This window comes from Pseudoalteromonas undina, from assembly GCF_000238275.3.
GTDB lineage: Bacteria > Pseudomonadota > Gammaproteobacteria > Enterobacterales > Alteromonadaceae > Pseudoalteromonas > Pseudoalteromonas undina.
The window spans coordinates 678321-699489 of the sequence record NZ_AHCF03000003.1 but is presented as its reverse complement, the minus strand read 5'-3'; the positions used below and the strand labels follow the sequence as shown (position 1 = coordinate 699489).

Here is a 21169-nt window from a genome sequence, read left to right as displayed (position 1 = left end):
TCCTTTAGAAAGTGTTACTAATATTAAAACTGATGGTCTTGGTATCGTCATCTTCTTCTTTTTGCAACGGATACGCAAAGCTGATCAGCATAGGACCCATAGGTGAGATCCATTGTAATGATAAACCGGTTGCAACCCTAAAGCGCATTGGGTCTGAGTAGTCATCTAATTTTGCACGCTCATCAATACCTAAGTTTTGATAACGATCAACGTTAAACTCGGTATCCCAAACGTTGGCAGCATCAACAAAGAAACTAGTACGTACCGAACTGGTATTTTCTTCATCTAAGAACGGTGTAGGAACAATAAGCTCCATACCTGCAACGGCTTTCGCGTTACCACCTATACGGCCTTGAGGTTGCAATACATCAAACTCAGATGCTCCACCAATATTACCTGTGGTTGTACCATCACCTGATGGCGTGCCTGGTATAGATTGTGGTACTCGTGATACTGCACGCGGTAAGATAGTATTTCTATCAAAGCCACGTAGTTCCATTTCTGTAATACGGAAATACTCTTGGAATGGAAGCGTCTGCTCATACCCATTAGTAGAGCCATAACCATTACCGTAACCTAATGCCGCACGCGTTGAGAACACCCAACGATGGTCGTTTGAAATCGGCCAGTAAAAACGTGAATCGTAATTTAATTTAAAGTATTTTAAATCTGAATTTGGCGTTGTAGCTGTTAAGTTCAATGTTTGTCTTGAGCCAGCTGTTGGGAACAAACCACGGTTCACCGTTACACGCGACCAACCTACACTTAACTCATACTTGGTAAACTCAAAGCCCGCATCAGGGTTCTCTGGATCGAGAAAGGTTTCACGTAATACACGTGTTTGCTCATATTCAGCGATATCTGATAGTTCTTCTTCTATCCAACGAGCCCCAAAGTTAATACGATTTATAGCATCAATTGGAAAACCAATGTTAGTCCCAAGGCCATAACTTTTTGACTTATAGTCAATTAAGCTAAACTGGCTAGCATCGTAATTACTGTAAAAAATGCTGCTGCCTTGCGATACGCCATCTGGCGTAAAGTAAGGGTCTGTGTACGACACACTGACACGCTCAGAGCCACGTGAGGTATTAATGTTAAAGCCAATTTGGTTACCTGTGCCTAAAAAGTTAGATTCAGTTACACCAATATTAAATTGCAGACCTAAGTACGAACCATAAGCAAGGCCGGCATTAAAGCTACCCGCAGATTGCTCTTTAACAGTAAAATCAACATCTACTTGGTCATCCACACCGGGAACAGGCACCACATTAAAGTCAACAGTTTCCATATAAGGTAAACGTTGAATTTGTAATTTAGAACGCTCAAGATTTTGGTTAGATAGCCATGCACCTTCAAGCTGTGTCATTTCACGACGTAGTACTTCATCAGCTGTATTTTGGTTACCACCTACAATAATTCGACGAACATAAACACGTTTTCCAGGGTCAACCGACAAAGTTAGTTGTACTTCTTGGTTTTCGTCATCAATCTCTGGAATGGTGCGTACTTCAGCGTTAGCATATCCAAAACGAGCTAAGTAACTTTTTATAAACTCTTCTGAAGAAGTCACCACTGAGCCGTTATACAGCTCTCCGGTACGAAGCGGGATAACACTTTTTATTAATTCTTCTCGGCCGAGTAAATCACCGATAAAATCAAAGCCTTTCACTTTGTATTTTACACCTTCGGTGATATTTGCCGTTACATAAACCGATTCACGCTCAGGACTAACTGATACTTGAGTCGAATCAATATTAAAACGCAAATAACCACGGTCTAAATAAAAGCTACGAATTTTTTCTAAATCGCCTTCAATGGTTTGTTTTTGATAGCGATCGCTACCCATAAACTGCCACCAAGGTAAATCTTGTTGCGACTCTGCAAGCTGAAGTAGCTCTTCGTTTGAAAAAAGTTCATTACCAACTAAGTTGATTTGACGAATAGAGGCTGCATCGCCCTCATCAAACTCGAGTCTCAATTTAACCCGGTTACGTGGCAGCTTAGTGATGCTAATATCCACCTTTGCATTGTATTTACCAATGCTGTGGAAGAACTCAACTAAGCCTTTTTCAATATTATCGATAACCGTTTTATCCAGCGGCTCGCCTTGACGAATATCTTGTTGATCAAGCGACTGGTTTAACTGCTCATCTTTAATGTCTTTATTGCCTTCAAATTCAATAAAGCTAATTGTTGGGCGTTCAGTTACTTTAAAAATAACGTTATTGCCATCACGCAACGCTTTTATATTGTCAAAGTGACCTGAGCGATAAAGTGACTTAATTGTTTTTGAAATTGTATATTCATCAACATTGTCGCCCACGTTGATAGGAATATGCGTTAATGCAGCACCAAGTGCGACACGTTGCAATCCTTCAACTTTTAAATCTTCAACAATAAAGGAGTTTTGGCCTAGGGCTGCAAAACTTGCACCCAATAAACTTGAAACTACCAAATGTTTTTTTATAGCCATTTTATTATCTTTATCCTTTACAACTGTATTACCGCTTAGCATCGAAAACTAAATAGTTACGAGCTTTACAATCGTGTTCTAATTTGTCGTCACCACGCTTAAATACTACAAGCGCGATACATCATTGAACAAAGCGAAACATGTTAGAAAAATGAGTAGCAAGGCTCCCACTTTAAAACCAAACTCTTGTGTCTTTTCAGAGACTGGTTTTTTACGAAAAAGTTCAATTATGTAATACATTAAGTGCCCACCATCAAGCACTGGCAGAGGAAGTAAATTAAATACTCCCAAATTAACGCTGATCAAAGCTAAAAAGCTTAAAAATGCGACTAATCCGTAACTAACACTTGTGCCGGCACCGACTGCAATGCCGACGGGCCCACTCAAATTTTTTACTGATACTTGACCAGTAATTAAGTTACCTATCATGTCAAAACTCAGCGTAATTAAACGCCATGTTTCTTTTGTGCCCAGCACAATACTATCTAGTGGCCCATAATGTCTAGTCTCAACAAAATCATCAGGCCACTGCTCTACAACCGGAGCAACACCTAAAAAACCTTGTTCAACACCATTACTGACAACTCGGCTATTTGGGGTCACTATTATTGTTTTTATACTATCTTGTCTTTTTACACTAAATTGTAAGGATTTGTTAGCCGATTGAGTAATAAGATTAACTAATTGCTGCCAACTGCTCATTGTTTCGCCGTTTACAGCCAAAATAATGTCGTCAATCTGTAAATTTGCCTGTTCAGCAGCAGAGTCTTTAGTAATCGCCGCAATAGTGAGTGTTGCTTGAGGGCGAAACGGCACAATCCCCAACGAGCTCAATGGCGGTACATCTTGCTGATCAAGCTTCCAACCATCGAGGTTGAGAATTTGCGTTGTTTGTTGATAATTTTCATTACGTAAAGTAACGGCAACACTTTTATCACCCAAGTGCGACATCAAAGAAAAAGTCGCATCTTGCCAATTAGTAATATCGTCATCACCAATTTTAATTATTTGCTGAGTAGACGTAATGCCTGCTTGTTCTGCTCTACTGCCTTCAACAACATTACCTACAACCGGTTTTATGGTTTGCACACCCACCATATACATGGCCGCCAAAGCAAAAATAGCAAATAAAAAGTTCGCCATAGGCCCAGCAGCCACAATAGCTATTCGCGCTTGAACAGATTTAGCATTAAACGATAAATGACGTTGATTTGCGGGTACTTCATCAACACGCTCGTCTAACATTTTTACGTAACCACCGAGTGGGATTGCCGCGATCACGTATTCAGTATTGTATTTATCGTGCCATTTTAATAAAGGTTTACCAAAACCAATTGAAAAGCGCAGTACCTTAACGCCCGCCTTACGAGCCACCCAAAAATGACCATATTCGTGAACGGTCACTAAAATTCCGAGTGCGAGTATAAATGAGCCTAAATTCCAAAAAAAATCGAACATTTTAATGCACCACTTTGGTTATAAACTGCGCTGCACTCAAACGTGCTAAACGATCACACTCTAAAATTTCATCAAGCGTTTGCACATTGGTGAACTTTGCAGCCTCTAACGTTTTCGCATTCACTTTATAAATATCGGTAAAACTAATTTGTCCCTGCAAAAATGCATTTACAGCCATTTCATTAGCCGCATTCACCGTAGTAGTTGCACCCTGTCCCGCATCACACGCAGCAATTGCTAATTTTAAATTAGGATAACGAGAAAAGTCAGGTTTGGTGAACGAAAAATCACAAATATCAGAAAAATTTAACGGTTTAACACCCGCATCAATTCGCTGTGGAAAGGCAAGCGCATGTGCTATAGGGGTGCGCATATCGGGGTTTCCCATTTGCGCTAAAATAGAACCATCTTGGTATTGCACCATAGAGTGGATAATACTTTGTGGGTGAATCACCACATCAATGTCGCTGGCATCACAGTTAAATAACCATTTAGCCTCAATAAACTCTAAGCCCTTGTTCATCATCGTGGCTGAGTCTACTGATATTTTTTGTCCCATAGACCAATTAGGGTGAGCAACCGCTTCACTGACACTAACGCTATCAAGCGTATTAATATCACGGTTTAAAAATGGGCCACCAGAGCCAGTTAATAAAATTTTGCTAACGCCATGCTGCTCAAGCCGTGCTTGTCCTTGGGTGTTTTGCAACGTACTAGGTAAACACTGAAAAATAGCATTATGTTCGCTGTCGATGGGTAATAAAGTTGCTTGATGTTGTTTCACTTTATCAATAAACAACTGACCCGACATCACCAATGACTCTTTGTTTGCCAGCAGTACTTTTTTTCCTGCTTCAACTGCGCTCAAGGTAGGCAGTAACCCAGCTGCACCAACAATAGCTGACATCACAGTATCAACATCAACATGCGCACAAAGCTCACTCATGGCTTTCTCGCCATGCATTACTTGTGTTTTACACATGCCTTTTAAAAGTTCACTAAGCTGCTTAGCGGCTTGCTCTGAAGCCATAACAGCATACCGAGGTTGATGAGCAAGACACAACTCAGCCATTTTCTTTGCATTTTGCCCTGCGGCCAATGCGAACACCTTGAACTGCTGTTGATTTCTTGCAACAACATCTAACGTGCTAAGACCTATAGACCCCGTTGCACCCAAAATAACCAGTTGTTGCACTACACTCATAAACTCAGTGTCCAGGCAAAGCAAATAACAAACATCGGCGCTGCTGCAGTTAAGCTATCAATACGGTCTAAAATACCGCCGTGCCCAGGTAGGCAACTGCCGCTATCTTTAAGACCCGCTTCACGTTTAAACATACTCTCGAGTAAATCACCTACCGCAGAGAACAAAGCAATAAATGCTGTCATTACTGCATAAATTGGCCACACAGAAGTATCAACGTTAGTGTAATAACAAAAAGCCAATACAAATAACACCGCAGCAACCACGCCACCGGCGAGGCCTTCTATGGTTTTATTTGGACTAACTTTAGGCATTAACTTATGTTTACCGAAACTTTTACCGGTAAAGTAAGCGCCAATATCGGCACTCCATACAATACCTAGAACCACTAAAATCAGCATAGAACCATAGTGTGTTGATTCTGTATATTGCGCACTTCGAAGGGTGTTAAGCGCAAGCCACAGTGGTACCAATGTCAGTAAACCTGCAATACCGCGCATCATGAGCCCTTCATTCCAGCCTTTAGCCATAGCGGGATAACGCCACACTAAATAACTTGCAACTAACCACCATGAAAACGATAAGGTAAATAAGTAATTGGCATCACCTACAAGCTTGCCGTTCTGCCATAGAGTTTCTATCGGCCAATGTAAATTAAGTAAACCAAGTAATACTGCAACTAACAATACAAACGCACCGCGTTTTAGTTTATCGCATAGCCCCATAAAAGCAGACCATTCCCATGCGCCCATTAATACAATAGCACCCGCAAAATAACTAAATAACGTTAGTGGGGTGTAAAAAACCAAAGCCAGTGCTAATGGTGCTAGCACTAGTGAGGTTAAAATACGTTGTTTTAACAAAATGATGACCCTTAATCTATTTTAGGTTTGAGCGAGTAATTGTTTTATTTGTTCGCCCGTGCAACCAAAACGTCGCTCTCTGGCAACGTAACATGCGATGGCCTCTGCAAAAGCAGCTTCGTTAAAGTCAGGCCAAAGTGTATTGGTAAAATAAAGTTCAGCGTAGGCTGCCTGCCAAAGTAAAAAATTACTAATTCTGACATCGCCACCAGTACGGATCAATAAATCTGGCTGTGCCTGATCTGCCATACTCATATGCTGTGCAATATGTTCTTCTGTAATGTCTGCGGGATCAAGTTCCCCATTTGCTACTTGTAAAGCAACTTGCTTAGCAGCATGAGTCATATCCCAGCGACCACCGTAATTTGCCGCTACATTTAAGTGCAGACCGGTGTTATTCGCTGTTAGTTCTTGCGCAGTATGTACTTTCGCACGCAAGCTTTCAGAGAATCGAGATAAATCTCCAATGATGGTTAGTTTTACGTTATTTTTATGCAGCTTTTTAACTTCTTTACTTAGTACAAATAAAAAAAGCTCCATTAATGTATTTACTTCGTCTTCAGGGCGGCGCCAGTTTTCACTACTAAAAGCAAATAAGGTTAACGATTGTATCCCTAATTTAGTACAAAACTGCACAGATTGACGAACTGCATCCACGCCTTTTTTATGCCCATATACACGAGGCCTATTTCTGGCTTGTGCCCAACGCCCGTTCCCATCCATGATGATGGCAACATGTTTAGGCAAACATTGCTGTGAAATTGTATCAGCGTCTAGAACCATAAATTTTGTGTATTCCATAAAAAAACGCCGCCTAGTATACCCCAGACGGCGTTTCAAAACTAATAAATTTAACCTGTACCCGTGATAATAAATCTACTTTAAGCAAATAATTATACAGCTAACAACCTTGTATTTACTGATAATCGAGCCACTAGTAAAGAGAAAATACATTCTGTTACTCTTTAAAATCACACAATTAAAGTAAAGTGCGAATACTTGTGAAAAGCGGCTTAATTATTTAGCTAAAGCTGTTTGCCTAGGTCTAGAACAGTTATTAGATCTCCATCAACTCAGCTTCTTTCGCTGTTAATTGTGTATCCATTTCTTTAATAAACTTATCAGTGATTTTTTGAATTGCATCTTCACCTTGACGTGCTTCGTCTTCAGAGATGTCTTTATCTTTTAATAAGTTTTTAATATCGCCATTTGCATCACGACGAATATTACGAATAGCAACACGTCCGCCTTCTACTTCGCCACGTACGATTTTAATTAAATCTTTACGACGTTCTTCAGTCAATGGAGGAAGAGGTACACGAATAACTGTGCCTGCAGACATTGGGTTTAAACCAAGGTCAGAAGCCATAATAGCTTTTTCAACAGCTTGCGCTAAAGACTTATCAAATACACCAATAGCTAGTGTGCGTGAATCTTCAATAGTTACATTTGCAACTTGGTTTAACGGTGTTGGAGCGCCGTAGTACGACACCATAATGCCGTCTAAAATTGCAGGATGAGCACGGCCAGTACGAATTTTAGATAATTGACTACCAAGTGCTGCTACACTTTTTTGCATGCGCTCTTGCGCATCTTTTTGAATATCGTTAATCACGGTTTAATCCTAATCTAGTTACTAACTTCATCTGAGGCTTGTGAAGAAATAAGGGTTCCTTCTTCTTCACCCATTATTACGCGTTTTAATGCGCCTGATTTATTCATATTAAATACGCTCAATGGCATATTATGGTCGCGAGCAAGAGTAAATGCCGCTAAATCCATTACTTTTAATTCTTTATCAATAATTTCATTGTAGCTTAAGTGACGGTAAAGTGTCGCATCAGGGTTTTTCACCGGATCATCACTAAATACACCGTCTACTTTGGTCGCTTTAATTACCGTATCAGCTTCAATCTCAATGCCGCGTAAACACGCTGCAGAGTCAGTAGTGAAGAACGGGTTACCTGTGCCAGCGGCAAAAATAACAACGCGACCTGTTTTCAACAAGCTAATAGCTTCAGCCCAGTTATAGGCATCACATACGCCATTTAATGGGATAGCTGACATTAAGCGACAATTTACAAACGCACGGTGTAGCGCATCACGCATAGCTAGGCCGTTCATTACGGTTGCAAGCATCCCCATGTGGTCACCAACAACGCGATTCATGCCCGCTTCGGCTAATGAGCCACCGCGTAAAAAGTTACCGCCACCAATAACTAAACCCACTTCTACGTCGAGTTCTACGAGCTCTTTAATTTCTTGTGCCATACGATCTAAAACTTTAGGGTCGATGCCGAAGCCTTCGTCTCCCATTAAAGCTTCACCACTTAATTTGAGAAGAACACGTCTAAAAATAGGTTTGCGATTGATAGTCATAGTTTTGGGGCCAACTTTTATTGAATTATGGATAAAAAATAACCGCGCTTATGTTAAACATAAAAGCGCGGTTATTTTAAAGAATTTCTAAGCGTGACGCAAAAGCAAATAGTACTTTAATTGCATGTATTTTCCTTTTGCATCACAAATAGTATGTCTTACTGACCTTTAGCAGCTGCAATTTGAGCAGCAACTTCAGCAGCAAAATCTTCTTCTTTCTTCTCGATACCTGCACCAACTTCCATACGTACAAAGCCAGTAACTGTTGCGTTTTTCTCTTTAAGAATTTCGCCAACAGATTTTTTCGGTTCCATGATGAAAGCTTGACCAGTAAGAGAAACCTCACCAGTAAATTTCTTCATACGACCAACAACCATCTTCTCAGCGATTTCAGCAGGCTTGCCTTCGTTCATCGCGATGTCGATTTGTACTTGCTTTTCTTTTTCAACAACATCAGCAGGTACGTCATCTGGAGTTAGGTAGTCTGGGTTTGAAGCAGCAACGTGCATTGCAACGTGCTTAAGTGTTTCTTCATCAGCAACACCTGCAACAACAACACCAATACGCTCGCCGTGACGGTACTCAACTAGTTGTTCACCAGTGATGTATTGAAGACGACGTACATTGATGTTTTCACCAATTTTAGTTACTAGCTCAACACGATCTTCTTCGAACTTAGCTTGTAAGTCTTCGATAGATGTAGTGTCAGCGATAGCAGCATCTGCAACTTTGTTAGCAAATGCTAGGAAGCTTGCATCTTTAGCAACGAAGTCAGTTTGACAGTTAACTTCTACAAGTACTGCAACACCCGCGTTTTGCTTGATGATGATAGTACCTTCAGCAGCAATATTACCTGCTTTTTTAGCAGCCTTTGCAGCACCGCTCTTACGCATGTTTTCAATCGCTAACTCGATGTCACCATCAGTCTCAGTTAACGCTTTTTTACAATCCATCATGCCAGCGCCAGTACGCTCGCGTAATTCTTTAACTAGGGCAGTAGTTACAGCCATTAGTAAATCCTCAAATCTGAAATCAGGTTTAGATAAGCGGGTTACCCGCTCCACAAGAATAGCAAGTCTTCACCTTTAAAAGATGAAGACTTGATGACAGCTAATTACTCAGCTTCTACGAAGTCATCTTTTTCAGCTTGAGCAACGATGTTACTCTCACGGCCTTCAGTGATCGCAGCTGCAACAGCACTAGTGTAAAGGTTGATTGCACGGATAGCATCATCGTTACCAGGTACGATGTAATCAACACCGTCTGGGTTAGAGTTAGTATCAACGATTGCAACAACTGGGATACCTAGGTTGTTAGCTTCACGGATAGCAATGTGCTCGTGGTCAGCATCGATTACAAAGATAGCGTCTGGAAGGCCACCCATGTTTTTAATACCACCAAGGCTCTTTTCAAGCTTTTCCATTTCACGAGTAAGCATTAACGCTTCTTTCTTAGTTAACTTCTCGAAAGTACCGTCTTGGCTTTGAGCTTCAAGGTCTTTAAGACGCTTGATTGATTGACGAACTGTTTTCCAGTTAGTCAACATGCCGCCTAACCAACGGTGGTTAACGAAGAATTGATCGCTTTGTAAAGCAGCTTCTTTTACTGCTTCGCTTGCTGCGCGCTTAGTACCAACGAAAAGAACTTTACCTTTGTTTGCAGCAGCACCAGATAAAAACTTAAGTGCAGTGTTGAACATTGGTACAGTTTGCTCAAGGTTGATGATATGTACACGGTTACGTGCGCCGAAGATGAAAGGCTTCATCTTAGGGTTCCAGTAACGTGCTTGGTGACCGAAGTGAACACCAGCTTGAAGCATATCGCGCATTGAAACGTTTGCCATTTTGTAAATCCTCTAAGTTGTTTAGGGTTAGGCCTCCACATATCCCATAGCACCAACACCGCAGTTAAATGAAACTGAAATGCACCCAAGTGTATGTGACGATACGTGTGTGTGTTAAAATAAAATTGTGTTTGCCTTAAATACAAAAAATCATTTAAGAATTTATTTGTAAAAAGACGGCGCGCTTTATACCATATTAAAAATAAATACTCAACGTCTCGTGCAAAAATTGTGCGACGATAATCATCTAAAAACGCAACTTTGGAGCCTCAATGAGCGCTGTGATTAAGACCCCTGAAGAAATCGAGAAAATGCGTGTAGCCGGCCGTTTGGCTGCTGATGTGCTAGAAATGATCGAACCACATGTGGTACCAGGTATCACCACCGATGAGCTAAATACAATTTGTCATGATTATATTGTTAATGTGCAAGATGCCGTTCCTGCTCCTCTTAATTATCATGGTTTTCCAAAATCAATTTGTACCTCAGTAAACCATGTAATTTGTCACGGTATTCCGAACGACAAAGCATTAAAAGAGGGTGACAGTGTAAATATTGACATCACCGTTATCAAAGATGGTTACCACGGTGACACATCAAAGATGTTTCATGTAGGCACGCCTAATATTCAGGGTAAACGCCTTGCAGAAGTTACTCAAGAAAGTCTATACCTTGCCATTAAAATGGTAAAACCGGGTGTTCGCCTTGGTGATATTGGTGCAGCTATTCAAAAATATGCAGAGAGCTTTAACTACTCTATCGTCCGTGAATACTGCGGCCACGGTATCGGCAGCGAGTTCCATGAAGAACCACAGGTAATGCATTACGGTAAAGCAGGTACTGGCGAAACATTAAAAGCAGGTATGTGTTTAACCATCGAACCTATGGTAAATGCGGGCAAACGCCAATGTAAATTACTTAAAGACGACTGGACTGTGGTAACAAAAGACCGTAGTTTATCAGCTCAGTGGGAACACACCTTGCTTGTAACTGAAAATGGTGTTGAAATTTTAACACTACGATCAGATGATACAATCGATAGAATTATCGAGCACTAATTTTAAGTGCGCGCTTAATCGCGATAGTAACAGATTTGCCGTATATCGCTTAAGCGGTTTGCTGTAAGGGGGTAACATAACTTATTGCCCTTACAGCAAATATATTATAAAAATAAATTTCAACTTACAATGCAGTCCATATAGGAGCCAGCCTAAGTGGCATTACCTAACAAAGTAAAAAAGTTGCTCAATGATGCTGAGCAATTAAGCGATTACCGTGATTGCTCCGCCTATTTCTATAAATGGTTGCATAATGAATTCTCAAAACAACCTGTTGGTAAATTAATTAATGCCCGTGCAGAATTTATTGACCGGCTGCTAATCAAACTTTTTCAGGTTTATGATTTAGCTCACGAACCAGACTTGGCTTTAATTGCAGTAGGTGGTTATGGTCGTGGCGAGCTACACCCCTACTCTGATATAGACTTTTTATTACTTGTTACGAAACAGCCTAATGATGATATTTGCGAAAAAATCGGCCAATTCGTTACTATGTTATGGGATCTTAATCTCGAGATAGGTCATAGTGTTCGTACTATTGAACAAGCCATAGACCAAAAACGTGAAGACGTTACCTTTGCAACCAGCTTATTAGAAAGCCGTCTTATTTTTGGCAATCATATTGAGTTTGAAAAACTCAAAAACCATATTATTGAAACGCCGGTGTGGGGCTCAGGTGAATTTTTTGTCGCAAAAGTACAAGAACAAAACTTGCGTCACAGAAAGTGCCACGGTACTGCCTACAATTTAGAACCAAATATAAAAGAAAACCCAGGGGGTCTTCGCGACCTGCAAACTATTATTTGGGTCGCTAAAAAGCACTTTAGGGCCGAAACTCTGCAAGAGCTAATTAGTCACGGCTACCTGACCCATGAGGAATATCAAGAGCTGTTAGAGTGTCTTGAAAATTTATGGAATATTCGCTTTGCATTGCATCTAGCCGCAGAACGTTCAGAAAACCGCTTATTGTTTGATCATCAACCCCAAGCTGCAGAAATTTTAGGTTTTGGTAGCGATGGTAAAGCCTCGGTTGAGCGCATGATGAAGCGTTTATTCAGAATCATGAGCCGAGTACGTGAGCTTAACCAAATGTTGCTTTCGTACTTTGAGCAAAGTATTTCGCCAGACAGCAGTCAAGCTACCGTTGAAGAGCTTGATCGTAACTTTGAGCGCGTTGGCCATCAAATTCGGGTAAAAAGTCCGTCTGTATTCTTTAGACGCGATCAACTTTTTGTGTTGTTTGAGCATATTGCTGACCACCCTGAAATTACCCATATATACCCAAGCACAATTCGCACTATTCGCCAAGTTCGTCGCCGTTTATTAGGCGACCTACAAGACTACGCAGCCTGTCGAGAAGCTTTTTTACGAATCATAAAGCATCCTAATGGCATGGGACGTGCTTTTACGCTGATGCACAAACACGGCATGATTGCCGCCTATTTGCCGCAGTGGCGAAATATTTTTGGCCAAATGCAGTTTGATTTGTTTCATGCCTACACAGTTGATGAACACACCCACAAGCTGATCAATAATATTTATCAGTATTTTGATAAAACCGGGATTAGCGAATTCCCAATTTGCAGCGAAATCGTCACGCGTATGGATAAACCAGAGCTACTGTATTTAGCCGGTATTTTCCACGATATTGCTAAGGGCCGTGGGGGCGATCACTCTGAACTGGGCGCTGTTGATGCCATTGCTTTTTCTAAATTGCATGGTTTTGCATCATCCGATGGTAAGTTAATTTCCTGGCTTGTTAGTAACCACTTACTCATGTCAGTAACGGCGCAGCGTAAAGATATAAACGACCCAGACGTAATAAAAGATTTTGCATCGCGAGTAAAAACAGAGCGCCAGCTCGATTATCTCTATTGTTTAACCGTCGCCGATATACGTGCCACTAATGACAACTTGTGGAATGACTGGAAAAACACTCTACTACGCGAGCTTTACTTGCATACACAACGTGCTTTGCGCCTTGGCCTTGAAAATCCTATGGATCAACGCGACCAAATTCGAGATAAAAAGCATCAAGCTAAACAGCGCTTGATTAATTTGCATTACCATGAAGATCAAATTGACTTAATTTGGAGCCGCTTTAAAGCCAATTACTTTACCGCTTTTAGTGAGCAACAGATTTCGTGGCATACGGAGCATTTACTAAAATGCACCGATTTGAGCCTACCCAGTGTTATTGTCTCAAATAAAGCAATGCATGGCGGCACCCAAGTATTTGCATATAGTCCTTATTCAGGTGCGCTATTTGCTCGATTAGTCAGTGTTATTGGCTCTAAAAAAGCACAAATTCAACACGCCCAAGTACTGACCACCAAAGATGGCTACGTACTGTTCAACTTTGTTATTTTAGAAGTTAGCGGAGACCCAATTGCCAGTAGCCGTGCGCAATCGATTAAACGCGGATTAGAGCAAGCATTAAGTGATCCACGTAAAAAAATACGCTTTAAAAAGAGCCGTTCACAACGCTTTAAAGACTTTAATATTAAACCAAAAATTGTACTGCGCCCGCACCCTCGTAAGGACCGTAGTTTAATAGAAATTCAAGCGGTTGATATACCTGGGCTATTAACTAAAATAGCCGAGGTTTTTCAAGCTTACTTACTCCACATACATGCCGCACGCATTACCACGGTAGGCGAGCGCGCAGAAGATTTCTTTGTGGTATCTAATAACGAATATCAATCGCTGACTGATGAAGAGCAAGCAAAAATTCATCAGGCATTACGTAAAAAACTCAACGCCGAAATTGAATAAGAGGACACTATGTCAGATTTAAAAACCATGATTGAAAATGCGTGGGATAACCGCGACAGCATTAGCCCAACAACCGTATCAAGCGATGTTAAACAAGCAATTATTGATGCACTTGAGCTATTAGATAGTGGCGCAGCGCGTGTTGCAGAAAAAATTTCTGGCGAATGGGTTGTTCATCAATGGCTTAAAAAAGCCGTGCTACTTTCATTTAGAATTCGTGAAAACCAGCCAATGAATGATGGCGTAAATCAATTTTACGACAAAGTACCGCTTAAATTTAGCGACTACACACCAGAACAGTTTCAACAAGGCGGCATGCGCGTAGTACCAAACGCCGTTGCCCGTAAAGGCAGCTTTGTAGGGAAAAATGTTGTACTAATGCCATCGTATGTAAACATTGGTGCTTACGTTGATGAAGGCACTATGGTTGATACATGGGCCACTGTAGGTTCATGTGCTCAAATTGGTAAGAATGTACACTTATCAGGCGGTGTGGGCATAGGCGGTGTTTTAGAGCCGCTACAAGCAAATCCTACCATCATTGAAGACAATTGCTTTATTGGCGCACGTTCAGAAATTGTTGAAGGCGTTATTGTTGAAGAAGGTGCGGTTATTTCAATGGGTGTTTACATTAGCCAAAGTACCCGTATTTATGACCGTGAAACCGGTGAAATTCATTATGGTCGCGTACCTGCTGGTGCTGTTGTGGTTCCAGGTGCTCTGCCTTCAAAAGATGGCACGCATAGTTTATACGCTGCGATTATTGTGAAAAAAGTTGATCAACAAACACGCGAAAAAGTAGGCATTAACGCTCTGCTTCGCTCAATTGATGATTAAAAAGCAGTTGTAAGTTTTTAGCTGTATGCGCTAAGCAGGTTAATATTAAACGTAGATTGGGTTGAGTAAAACGAAACCCAACATCACATTAAAGTTAAGTGTATTCGCTAAAATTTAATTACATACAGAAAAAGCTCTAAGCTTGTATAGGTTTAGGGCTTTTTTAGTGCTTTTAAAATACCTTCTCACAAACCTGTACCCTTTAATCGCGTTGCTTTGTTAGATACCTGCATCTATAGTGAATAAACGCATAATTCGATTATCGAGGATAAGTTGTTGCGCCTTTTCGTTTTAGGTTGGTTGGTGTTATTTGGTTCAACGCAGGCTATGGCTAATGATTTTACATCGTTTGAAGCTAAACTTAACGAAGCCGAAGATTATCTTGTTGTTAATCCCGCACAATCAATAATCATTCTTGAAAATCTCAAAGAACTAAATACAGCTCCTGTTGCGCTATTTATCCGCTGGCACTTGCTTTATGCCCGAACAGCCGTGCCCACAAGTCATTACGATCGGCTTTATAAATCGATTGACGCAATATTTCAGCATCATCAAGCTGACTACTTCAAACAAAAATTGACCACCATAATGAGTGCCTTGGGAATATGGCTACGCCATGCTGAATACTTAAGCGATGCCCAGATCTCATTCAAATGTGCTTATAAATATGCGCACAACGATCGCCAACGATTAACACTCACCAACAGTATGGCGCTGGTTGCTCGCTCGCAAAATGACTTTGCTAAAGCGCGTGCTTTATACTTAAATAATCTTGATCTCACCACGCAATTAAAGCTTCCTAATATAACAGCACTTATAAAAAGTAACTTGGGCTACTTAGCGCTTGATGAAGGCAATGTTACTGAGGCTGAGCGCTACTTTAGAAGTGCGTTAAGCCTTAACCAAAATATTGATAAACGCGCGGGGCAAATCTCAACCGGGCTTAATTTATTAATGGTCTTTTTAATTCAAGAACATCAGCTTAACTTTGAACGTCTCTATACTCCAACGGCAACTTTAACCCATGCATTTCCCAACGAAGCTAAACAAGCACAGCTACTTTGGCTTGAATTAGGCTACAAAAATTTAACTGGCGATTTCATAAGTCAAAAAGATAAACATCAGCTGCAAGCAGCTTACGAGCAATTAGAAAGCGATAAAATGAAACAGCTAGTAGCACATTATCTAGCTAAAAAGCTTGATGTTACTTTAACCCTACCTGAGCCCATTACCGCTAAAGAGTTTACCAGCCCTTGGTTTAACTTAGTAAAGCAATGCAATTGGGAGAAAAGCTTATAGCTTTAAGTTATAAACGTTTATCTGAGTTGAGTTAGACGCCGATGAAATTACACAGGGCTAATCGTCACTGACAGCCGGATTAAAAAGTATGATTTTCAATTTGCTAACACCTATAAATTAACTTTTACCCTCCTTTTTAAAGTATATAAATCAAGCAACTGAATTAGCCAATAAACGGAATATATAATAAGGTAGGCAAGCATACTTGAAAGTTAGCAATTAATATTAAGGATTAATATGACAAAAACTGCTTTACGCTCAACTATTTTGCTACCTGTATTTTTGCCTGCAGTATTTATTATTCTACTTTTGGTCATTGGTACAAGTAGCAACCCTGAACTCGCAGGTCAGGCATTTAGTGTTGCCCTTGCGTGGATAACAGAAACCTTTGGCTGGTTTTATATGTTATCAGTCGCTATCTTCTTGGTATTTATTGTGTGTGTCGCCGCCTCCAGTTGGGGGAATATAAAACTAGGCCCCGATCATGCACAGCCGCAATACAGCTTTGGTGAGTGGTTTGCCATGCTATTTTCTGCCGGTTACGGCGTAGCGCTACTTTATTTTGGTGTAGCCGAGCCAGTACTGCATTACGCATCCCCGCCATCGGGCGCGGCTGAAACCGTGGATGCCGCTAAGCAAGCAATGCAAATTGCCTTTTTCCATTGGGGATTTCATATTTGGGCTATTTATGGAATTGTTGGTTTAGTGCTGGCTTATTTTGCCTTTCGTCATGGTCTGCCGCTGTCTATTCGTTCAGCCTTGTATCCACTAATTGGTGATAAAATATATGGTCCTATCGGTCATACCGTTGATGTATTTGCCATACTAGGCACCTTATTTGGTATTGCGACCACGCTCGGACTTTCGGTGACTCAAATCAACGCGGGGCTACACTATTTATGGCCCGATATTCCTATTAATACCACAGTACAAATTACCGCGATTGCTATTATTACCGCCGCAGCAACGCTCTCTGTAATCGCAGGGATGGATAAAGGGGTAAAACGTTTATCAATCGTGAATATGACCTTAGCGGTTTCATTAATGGCCTTTGTATTTTTTATTGGCCCAACTATTCATATTTTAGAATCGTTTTTACAAAACACCGGCAGTTATCTTAGTGGTATTGTTGAGCGGACCTTTAACTTACAAGCCTATAGTCGCAGTGATTGGATTGGTAACTGGACTTTATTTATATTTGGCTGGACGATTGCGTGGGCGCCGTTTGTCGGCATGTTTATCGCAAAAATTAGCCGCGGCAGAACCATCAGACAATTTGTTGTTGGCGTAATGTTAGTTCCTACTATTTTTACTTTTTTATGGTTCTCAGTGTTTGGCGATACAGCACTGAATTTAATAATGAATGAAGGCTTTAACACACTAATTGGTGATGTACAAGCAAATCATGCCGTGGCGTTATTTCAATTATTTGAAGTGTTACCGCTCTCATTTTTTATTTCTCTACTCACGGTTATTCTAATAGTTACCTTTTTTGTTACCTCGTCTGATTCCGGCTCTTTGGTAATCGACTCACTCGCTTCAGGTGGAAATATTAATACGCCAGCATGGCAGCGGGTGTTCTGGGCGGTGCTTGAAGGCGCTGTGGCCGCTGTTTTATTAGTTGCAGGTGGCTTAAGTGCACTGCAAACCATGACGATTGTCAGTGCGCTACCTTTTGCTATTATTATGCTAATTGCCACCGCGGGGCTTTGGCGGGCTTTAAGAATTGAAGGCCATCGCGATACCAGTCTACAAGCACATTCACTTAATGGTCGTAATATTGATCTATCCCATTGGAAACGCCGTTTAGCGGCTATGGTTAATTACCCTAATAAAGAAAAAGTACATACTTTTATAGGTAGTGTAGTAGTTGAGGCAATGCAAGCCGTACAAGCAGAATTGAAATCTCGACAATGGCATGCCGTGGTCGAATTTGATACTGATTTAGGACGCGCTCATTTAACTGTACTACGTCATGAGCATGTGGATTTTGTTTATGATATTCGCCTTACCGAGCATCCTATGCCGAGCTTTGCTTACTCAGAGCTACGACCAGATAATGATAATACTGAAATGTATTATAAGGCTGATGTATTTTTACGTCGTGGTGGTCTGTCGTACGATGTTTATGGCTATAATGAAGATGATATTGTGAAGGATATTCTTGATCAGTTTGAGAACTACTTACACTTTTTAGGTAACAGCCCAGGCGAACTACCTTGGGATATGGCTGAGCATGATGACATGTTAAATACCGATAAAATTTAACTGATACAGCCAGTATTGATAAAACGGTAATTAAAAATAAAAAAGGCACTGTAAAGTGCCTTTTTATTTACTCAAATCTAATTAATTACAGCGCGTTAAATACATCATCTGTTTTAGCAGCGCAAATGAAGTCATTTTTATGCAGGCCTTTAATTGAATGGCTCCACCAAGTAACAGTTACTTTGCCCCATTCGGTTAATAGACCTGGGTGATGCCCTTCGTCTTCAGCCATATCACCTACCTTATTGGTAAACGCAATGGCTTGTTTAAAGTTTTTAAACTTATAAACGCGCTCTAACTGCATAATACCGTCACGTACTTCTGGCACCCAGTCAGGGATTTTTTTAATTAATTCAGCCAATTCAGCATCAGATACTTTTGGCGCATCTGCATGACAGGCTTCACATTTTTGTGCACTTAATGAAGACATTTTAAATCCTTAGTTTAGCGTTACTTTTTTCAAAAATTAACTAGCTAATTTTTCTTTTGGAGGAAACTTAGGGTCGTGCAAACCAAGTGATTTAGCTTGCTCAACTAAAGTCATTATATCCATTTGAGATATTTCAAACAGATCATGAATCGAATTAATCGTGTAGTACAATGGTTGCATAATGTCTATACGGTACGGTGTACGTAGCACATCTAGCACATTCATTGGATTAATCTCTGGTGTATCTGAATACACGTATTGGGTTTCCCCTGGGCTTGATAAAATACCGCCACCGTAAATACGTAATCCTTTTTCAGTTTGCATCAAACCAAACTCAACGGTAAACCAGTACATGCGCGCTAAATAAACGCGGTCTTTTTTCTCTGCCGCGTATCCTAGTTGCCCGTACTTATGAGTAAATTCTGCAAAGTCAGGATTGGTTAGCATGGCACAATGACCAAATATCTCATGAAAAATATCGGGTTCTTGTAAGTAGTCAAATTCTTTACGGCTACGAATGAAGGTAGCTACAGGAAATTGCTTGTTAGCGAGTAACCTAAAAAACTCATCAAAATCGATAAGTGCAGGTACAGGTGCAACCTGCCAACCTGTGGTTGCTAAAAGTACTTCGTTTAGCTCACTCAGCTGTGGGATACGATCATGAGGCAGATTGATTTTTTTCAATCCTTCCATGTACTCATCACAGGCTTTGCCTTCTATGCACGCAAGTTGGCGTGCTACAAGCTCAGACCAAATTTTATTTTCTTCATCGCTCCAATGTATAACCCCATTTTCATCAGGTGTTTTGGAGGTGTAATTACTTGCTTTAGCCATAAATACCTTCTTTGGGATAAACCCTAAATCGGTGTCAAAATAACAGCCAAATGCTTGGCTATTCGATGTAGCCATACTATGCAAAAGTGAACAAAAGTTTAATAGCTTGACGCAGATCAATACTTTTGCAGATCACACAAATCGTAAATTTAAAATTACACTAGAGCAAAGATAAAAACACAGCCCATTCTTAATAGTGCCCACAGGAAGAATTTAATGTAACCATTAATTTACACCTCAAGATGTTTTAGTAAATGCTTGGTTGAGATCGTTAATAATATCGTTAACATCTTCAAGTCCAACTGATAAACGAATTAAACCATCACTAATTCCAGCTGCTAGTCTTTCTTCGGGAGTGTATGGCGAATGCGTCATTGATGCAGGGTGTTGAATGAGTGTTTCAGCATCGCCTAAGCTAACCGCTAATGTGCACAGTTGCATGCTATCAATAAACTGCTCACCGTCGGTTAAGCTCCCTTTAATTTCAAAGGCAATAACACCGCCAGCCGCTTTCATTTGCTTACCAATATACTTGTAACCTGGGTGAGACTTAAGCCCAGGGTAATACACTTTATTTACTTGCGGATGAGCTTCTAAATACTCAGCAATCGTTTGCGCACTTTGGCAATGGCGTTCAACGCGAATAGCTAAAGTTTTTAAGCCGCGGTTTATTAACCACGCATCGTGCGGACTAATAGTGGCACCAATATCTTTAAGCACGGTCATTTTAATCTGTGTAATATGCTCAAGTGAACCACAAACAATACCCGCAACAACATCGCCGTGACCATTTAAATACTTGGTCGCGCTATGCATTATAATGTCGATACCGTACTTTTTTGGTGACTGTAGCAGCGGGGTTAAAAAAGTATTGTCGACCACACTCAGTAAATTATGCTGTTTAGCAACATCGCCAATAAGTGCTAAATCAATCACTGCCATGGTTGGATTGATTGGTGTTTCTACAAATATCATTTTTGAGTTAGGCTTAATGGCTGCGCGCAGTTCACTCTCATTAGTCATATCAACAAAGGTGACTTCAATTCCCCATCGCGGCAACATATGCGAAAAAAAAGCAAAGGTGCAGCCATACAGAGCGCTTGATGCAATTAAATGATCGCCTTGCGATAGGAAGCTTAGTACCGAAGCGGATACCGCACCCATACCTGTTGCCGTGGCGGCGGCGGCCTCACAGCCTTCTAATTGCGCCACTTTTTGCTCAAGTTCAGTCGTGGTTGGGTTACCTAAACGCGTGTAAATATAACCGGGCTCTTCACCTGCAAAGCGGGCAGCACCTTGGGCGGCATTTTCAAAATGAAACGTAGACGTTTGATACAAAGGTGAGGTTAATGCGCCATGCGGATCATTTGCTTTTTGTGGGCCATGGATACATTGGGTATTTTGATGATGCTTGCTCATTGTGTGTTCTCGTTTTTATTATGTGT

Annotated in this window: 17 protein-coding genes; 5 read left to right on the top strand and 12 right to left on the bottom strand. The window is 40.8% G+C overall.

The genetic code is table 11. From position 1 onward, the window contains the following. Positions 1-4: 4 nt before the first annotated feature. The 9 genes from bamA to rpsB all read right to left on the bottom strand — a co-directional run bounded on the left by bamA (position 5) and on the right by rpsB (position 10223). Positions 5-2476, bottom strand: coding sequence for an outer membrane protein assembly factor BamA (gene bamA, locus PUND_RS06875; RefSeq protein WP_010388127.1), 2472 nt, complete (start codon positions 2474-2476; stop codon positions 5-7). 105 nt (positions 2477-2581) lie between these two features. Beyond that, entirely contained in the window at positions 2582-3934 is a 1353-nt protein-coding gene (rseP, locus tag PUND_RS06870; RefSeq protein WP_010388125.1) for a sigma E protease regulator RseP, read from the bottom strand. Position 3935: 1 nt separating this feature from the next. After that, positions 3936-5138 carry a 1-deoxy-D-xylulose-5-phosphate reductoisomerase gene (gene ispC / locus PUND_RS06865; protein ID WP_041709713.1) on the bottom strand — a complete coding sequence of 401 codons (1203 nt, stop codon included), beginning with the start codon at positions 5136-5138 and terminating at the stop codon, positions 3936-3938. Next, positions 5135-6001: a phosphatidate cytidylyltransferase gene (locus tag PUND_RS06860; protein ID WP_010388121.1), complete on the bottom strand. Its 867-nt coding sequence runs from the start codon at positions 5999-6001 to the stop codon at positions 5135-5137. The genes ispC and PUND_RS06860 overlap by 4 nt, the downstream gene beginning before the upstream one ends. A gap of 21 nt (positions 6002-6022) precedes the next feature. After that, entirely contained in the window at positions 6023-6802 is a 780-nt protein-coding gene (locus PUND_RS06855; protein ID WP_010388117.1) for an isoprenyl transferase, read from the bottom strand. A gap of 256 nt (positions 6803-7058) precedes the next feature. Continuing rightward, positions 7059-7580, bottom strand: a complete 522-nt coding sequence (gene frr, locus PUND_RS06850) for a ribosome recycling factor (protein WP_218651693.1) — start codon at positions 7578-7580, stop codon at positions 7059-7061. 50 nt (positions 7581-7630) lie between these two features. Further along, on the bottom strand, positions 7631-8380 hold the full coding sequence (gene pyrH / locus PUND_RS06845) for a UMP kinase (RefSeq protein ID WP_016899281.1): 750 nt from the start codon (positions 8378-8380) through the stop codon (positions 7631-7633). Positions 8381-8538: 158 nt separating this feature from the next. After that, positions 8539-9390 (bottom strand): translation elongation factor Ts, encoded by an 852-nt coding sequence (gene tsf / locus PUND_RS06840; protein WP_010388114.1) that lies wholly within the window; start codon positions 9388-9390, stop codon positions 8539-8541. A gap of 104 nt (positions 9391-9494) precedes the next feature. Further along, on the bottom strand, positions 9495-10223 hold the full coding sequence (gene rpsB, locus PUND_RS06835) for a 30S ribosomal protein S2 (protein WP_008110990.1): 729 nt from the start codon (positions 10221-10223) through the stop codon (positions 9495-9497). A 272-nt stretch (positions 10224-10495) separates the two neighbouring features. Between rpsB and map the strand changes: the two genes are divergently transcribed. From map to PUND_RS06810, 5 genes are all read left to right on the top strand, one after another. After that, positions 10496-11281, top strand: coding sequence for a type I methionyl aminopeptidase (gene map, locus PUND_RS06830; protein WP_010388111.1), 786 nt, complete (start codon positions 10496-10498; stop codon positions 11279-11281). Between the two features lie 156 nt (positions 11282-11437). After that, complete coding sequence (glnD, locus tag PUND_RS06825) at positions 11438-14056, top strand: [protein-PII] uridylyltransferase (protein WP_010388109.1); 2619 nt, start codon at positions 11438-11440, stop codon at positions 14054-14056. A gap of 9 nt (positions 14057-14065) precedes the next feature. Next, positions 14066-14893, top strand: coding sequence for a 2,3,4,5-tetrahydropyridine-2,6-dicarboxylate N-succinyltransferase (dapD, locus tag PUND_RS06820; RefSeq protein WP_010388107.1), 828 nt, complete (start codon positions 14066-14068; stop codon positions 14891-14893). A 276-nt stretch (positions 14894-15169) separates the two neighbouring features. Next, on the top strand, positions 15170-16192 hold the full coding sequence (locus tag PUND_RS06815; RefSeq protein WP_010388106.1) for a tetratricopeptide repeat protein: 1023 nt from the start codon (positions 15170-15172) through the stop codon (positions 16190-16192). Positions 16193-16429: 237 nt separating this feature from the next. Then, positions 16430-18460 carry a BCCT family transporter gene (locus PUND_RS06810; RefSeq protein ID WP_010388104.1) on the top strand — a complete coding sequence of 677 codons (2031 nt, stop codon included), beginning with the start codon at positions 16430-16432 and terminating at the stop codon, positions 18458-18460. A gap of 85 nt (positions 18461-18545) precedes the next feature. On the opposite strand, the gene PUND_RS06805 is transcribed toward PUND_RS06810, so the two are convergent. The 3 genes from PUND_RS06805 to megL form a co-directional block, all read right to left on the bottom strand. Beyond that, positions 18546-18890 carry a 4a-hydroxytetrahydrobiopterin dehydratase gene (locus PUND_RS06805; RefSeq protein ID WP_008111000.1) on the bottom strand — a complete coding sequence of 115 codons (345 nt, stop codon included), beginning with the start codon at positions 18888-18890 and terminating at the stop codon, positions 18546-18548. A gap of 36 nt (positions 18891-18926) precedes the next feature. Further along, positions 18927-19724: a phenylalanine 4-monooxygenase gene (gene phhA / locus PUND_RS06800; RefSeq protein ID WP_010388101.1), complete on the bottom strand. Its 798-nt coding sequence runs from the start codon at positions 19722-19724 to the stop codon at positions 18927-18929. A gap of 237 nt (positions 19725-19961) precedes the next feature. Beyond that, positions 19962-21143, bottom strand: coding sequence for a methionine gamma-lyase (gene megL, locus PUND_RS06795; protein WP_010388099.1), 1182 nt, complete (start codon positions 21141-21143; stop codon positions 19962-19964). Positions 21144-21169: the final 26 nt, after the last annotated feature.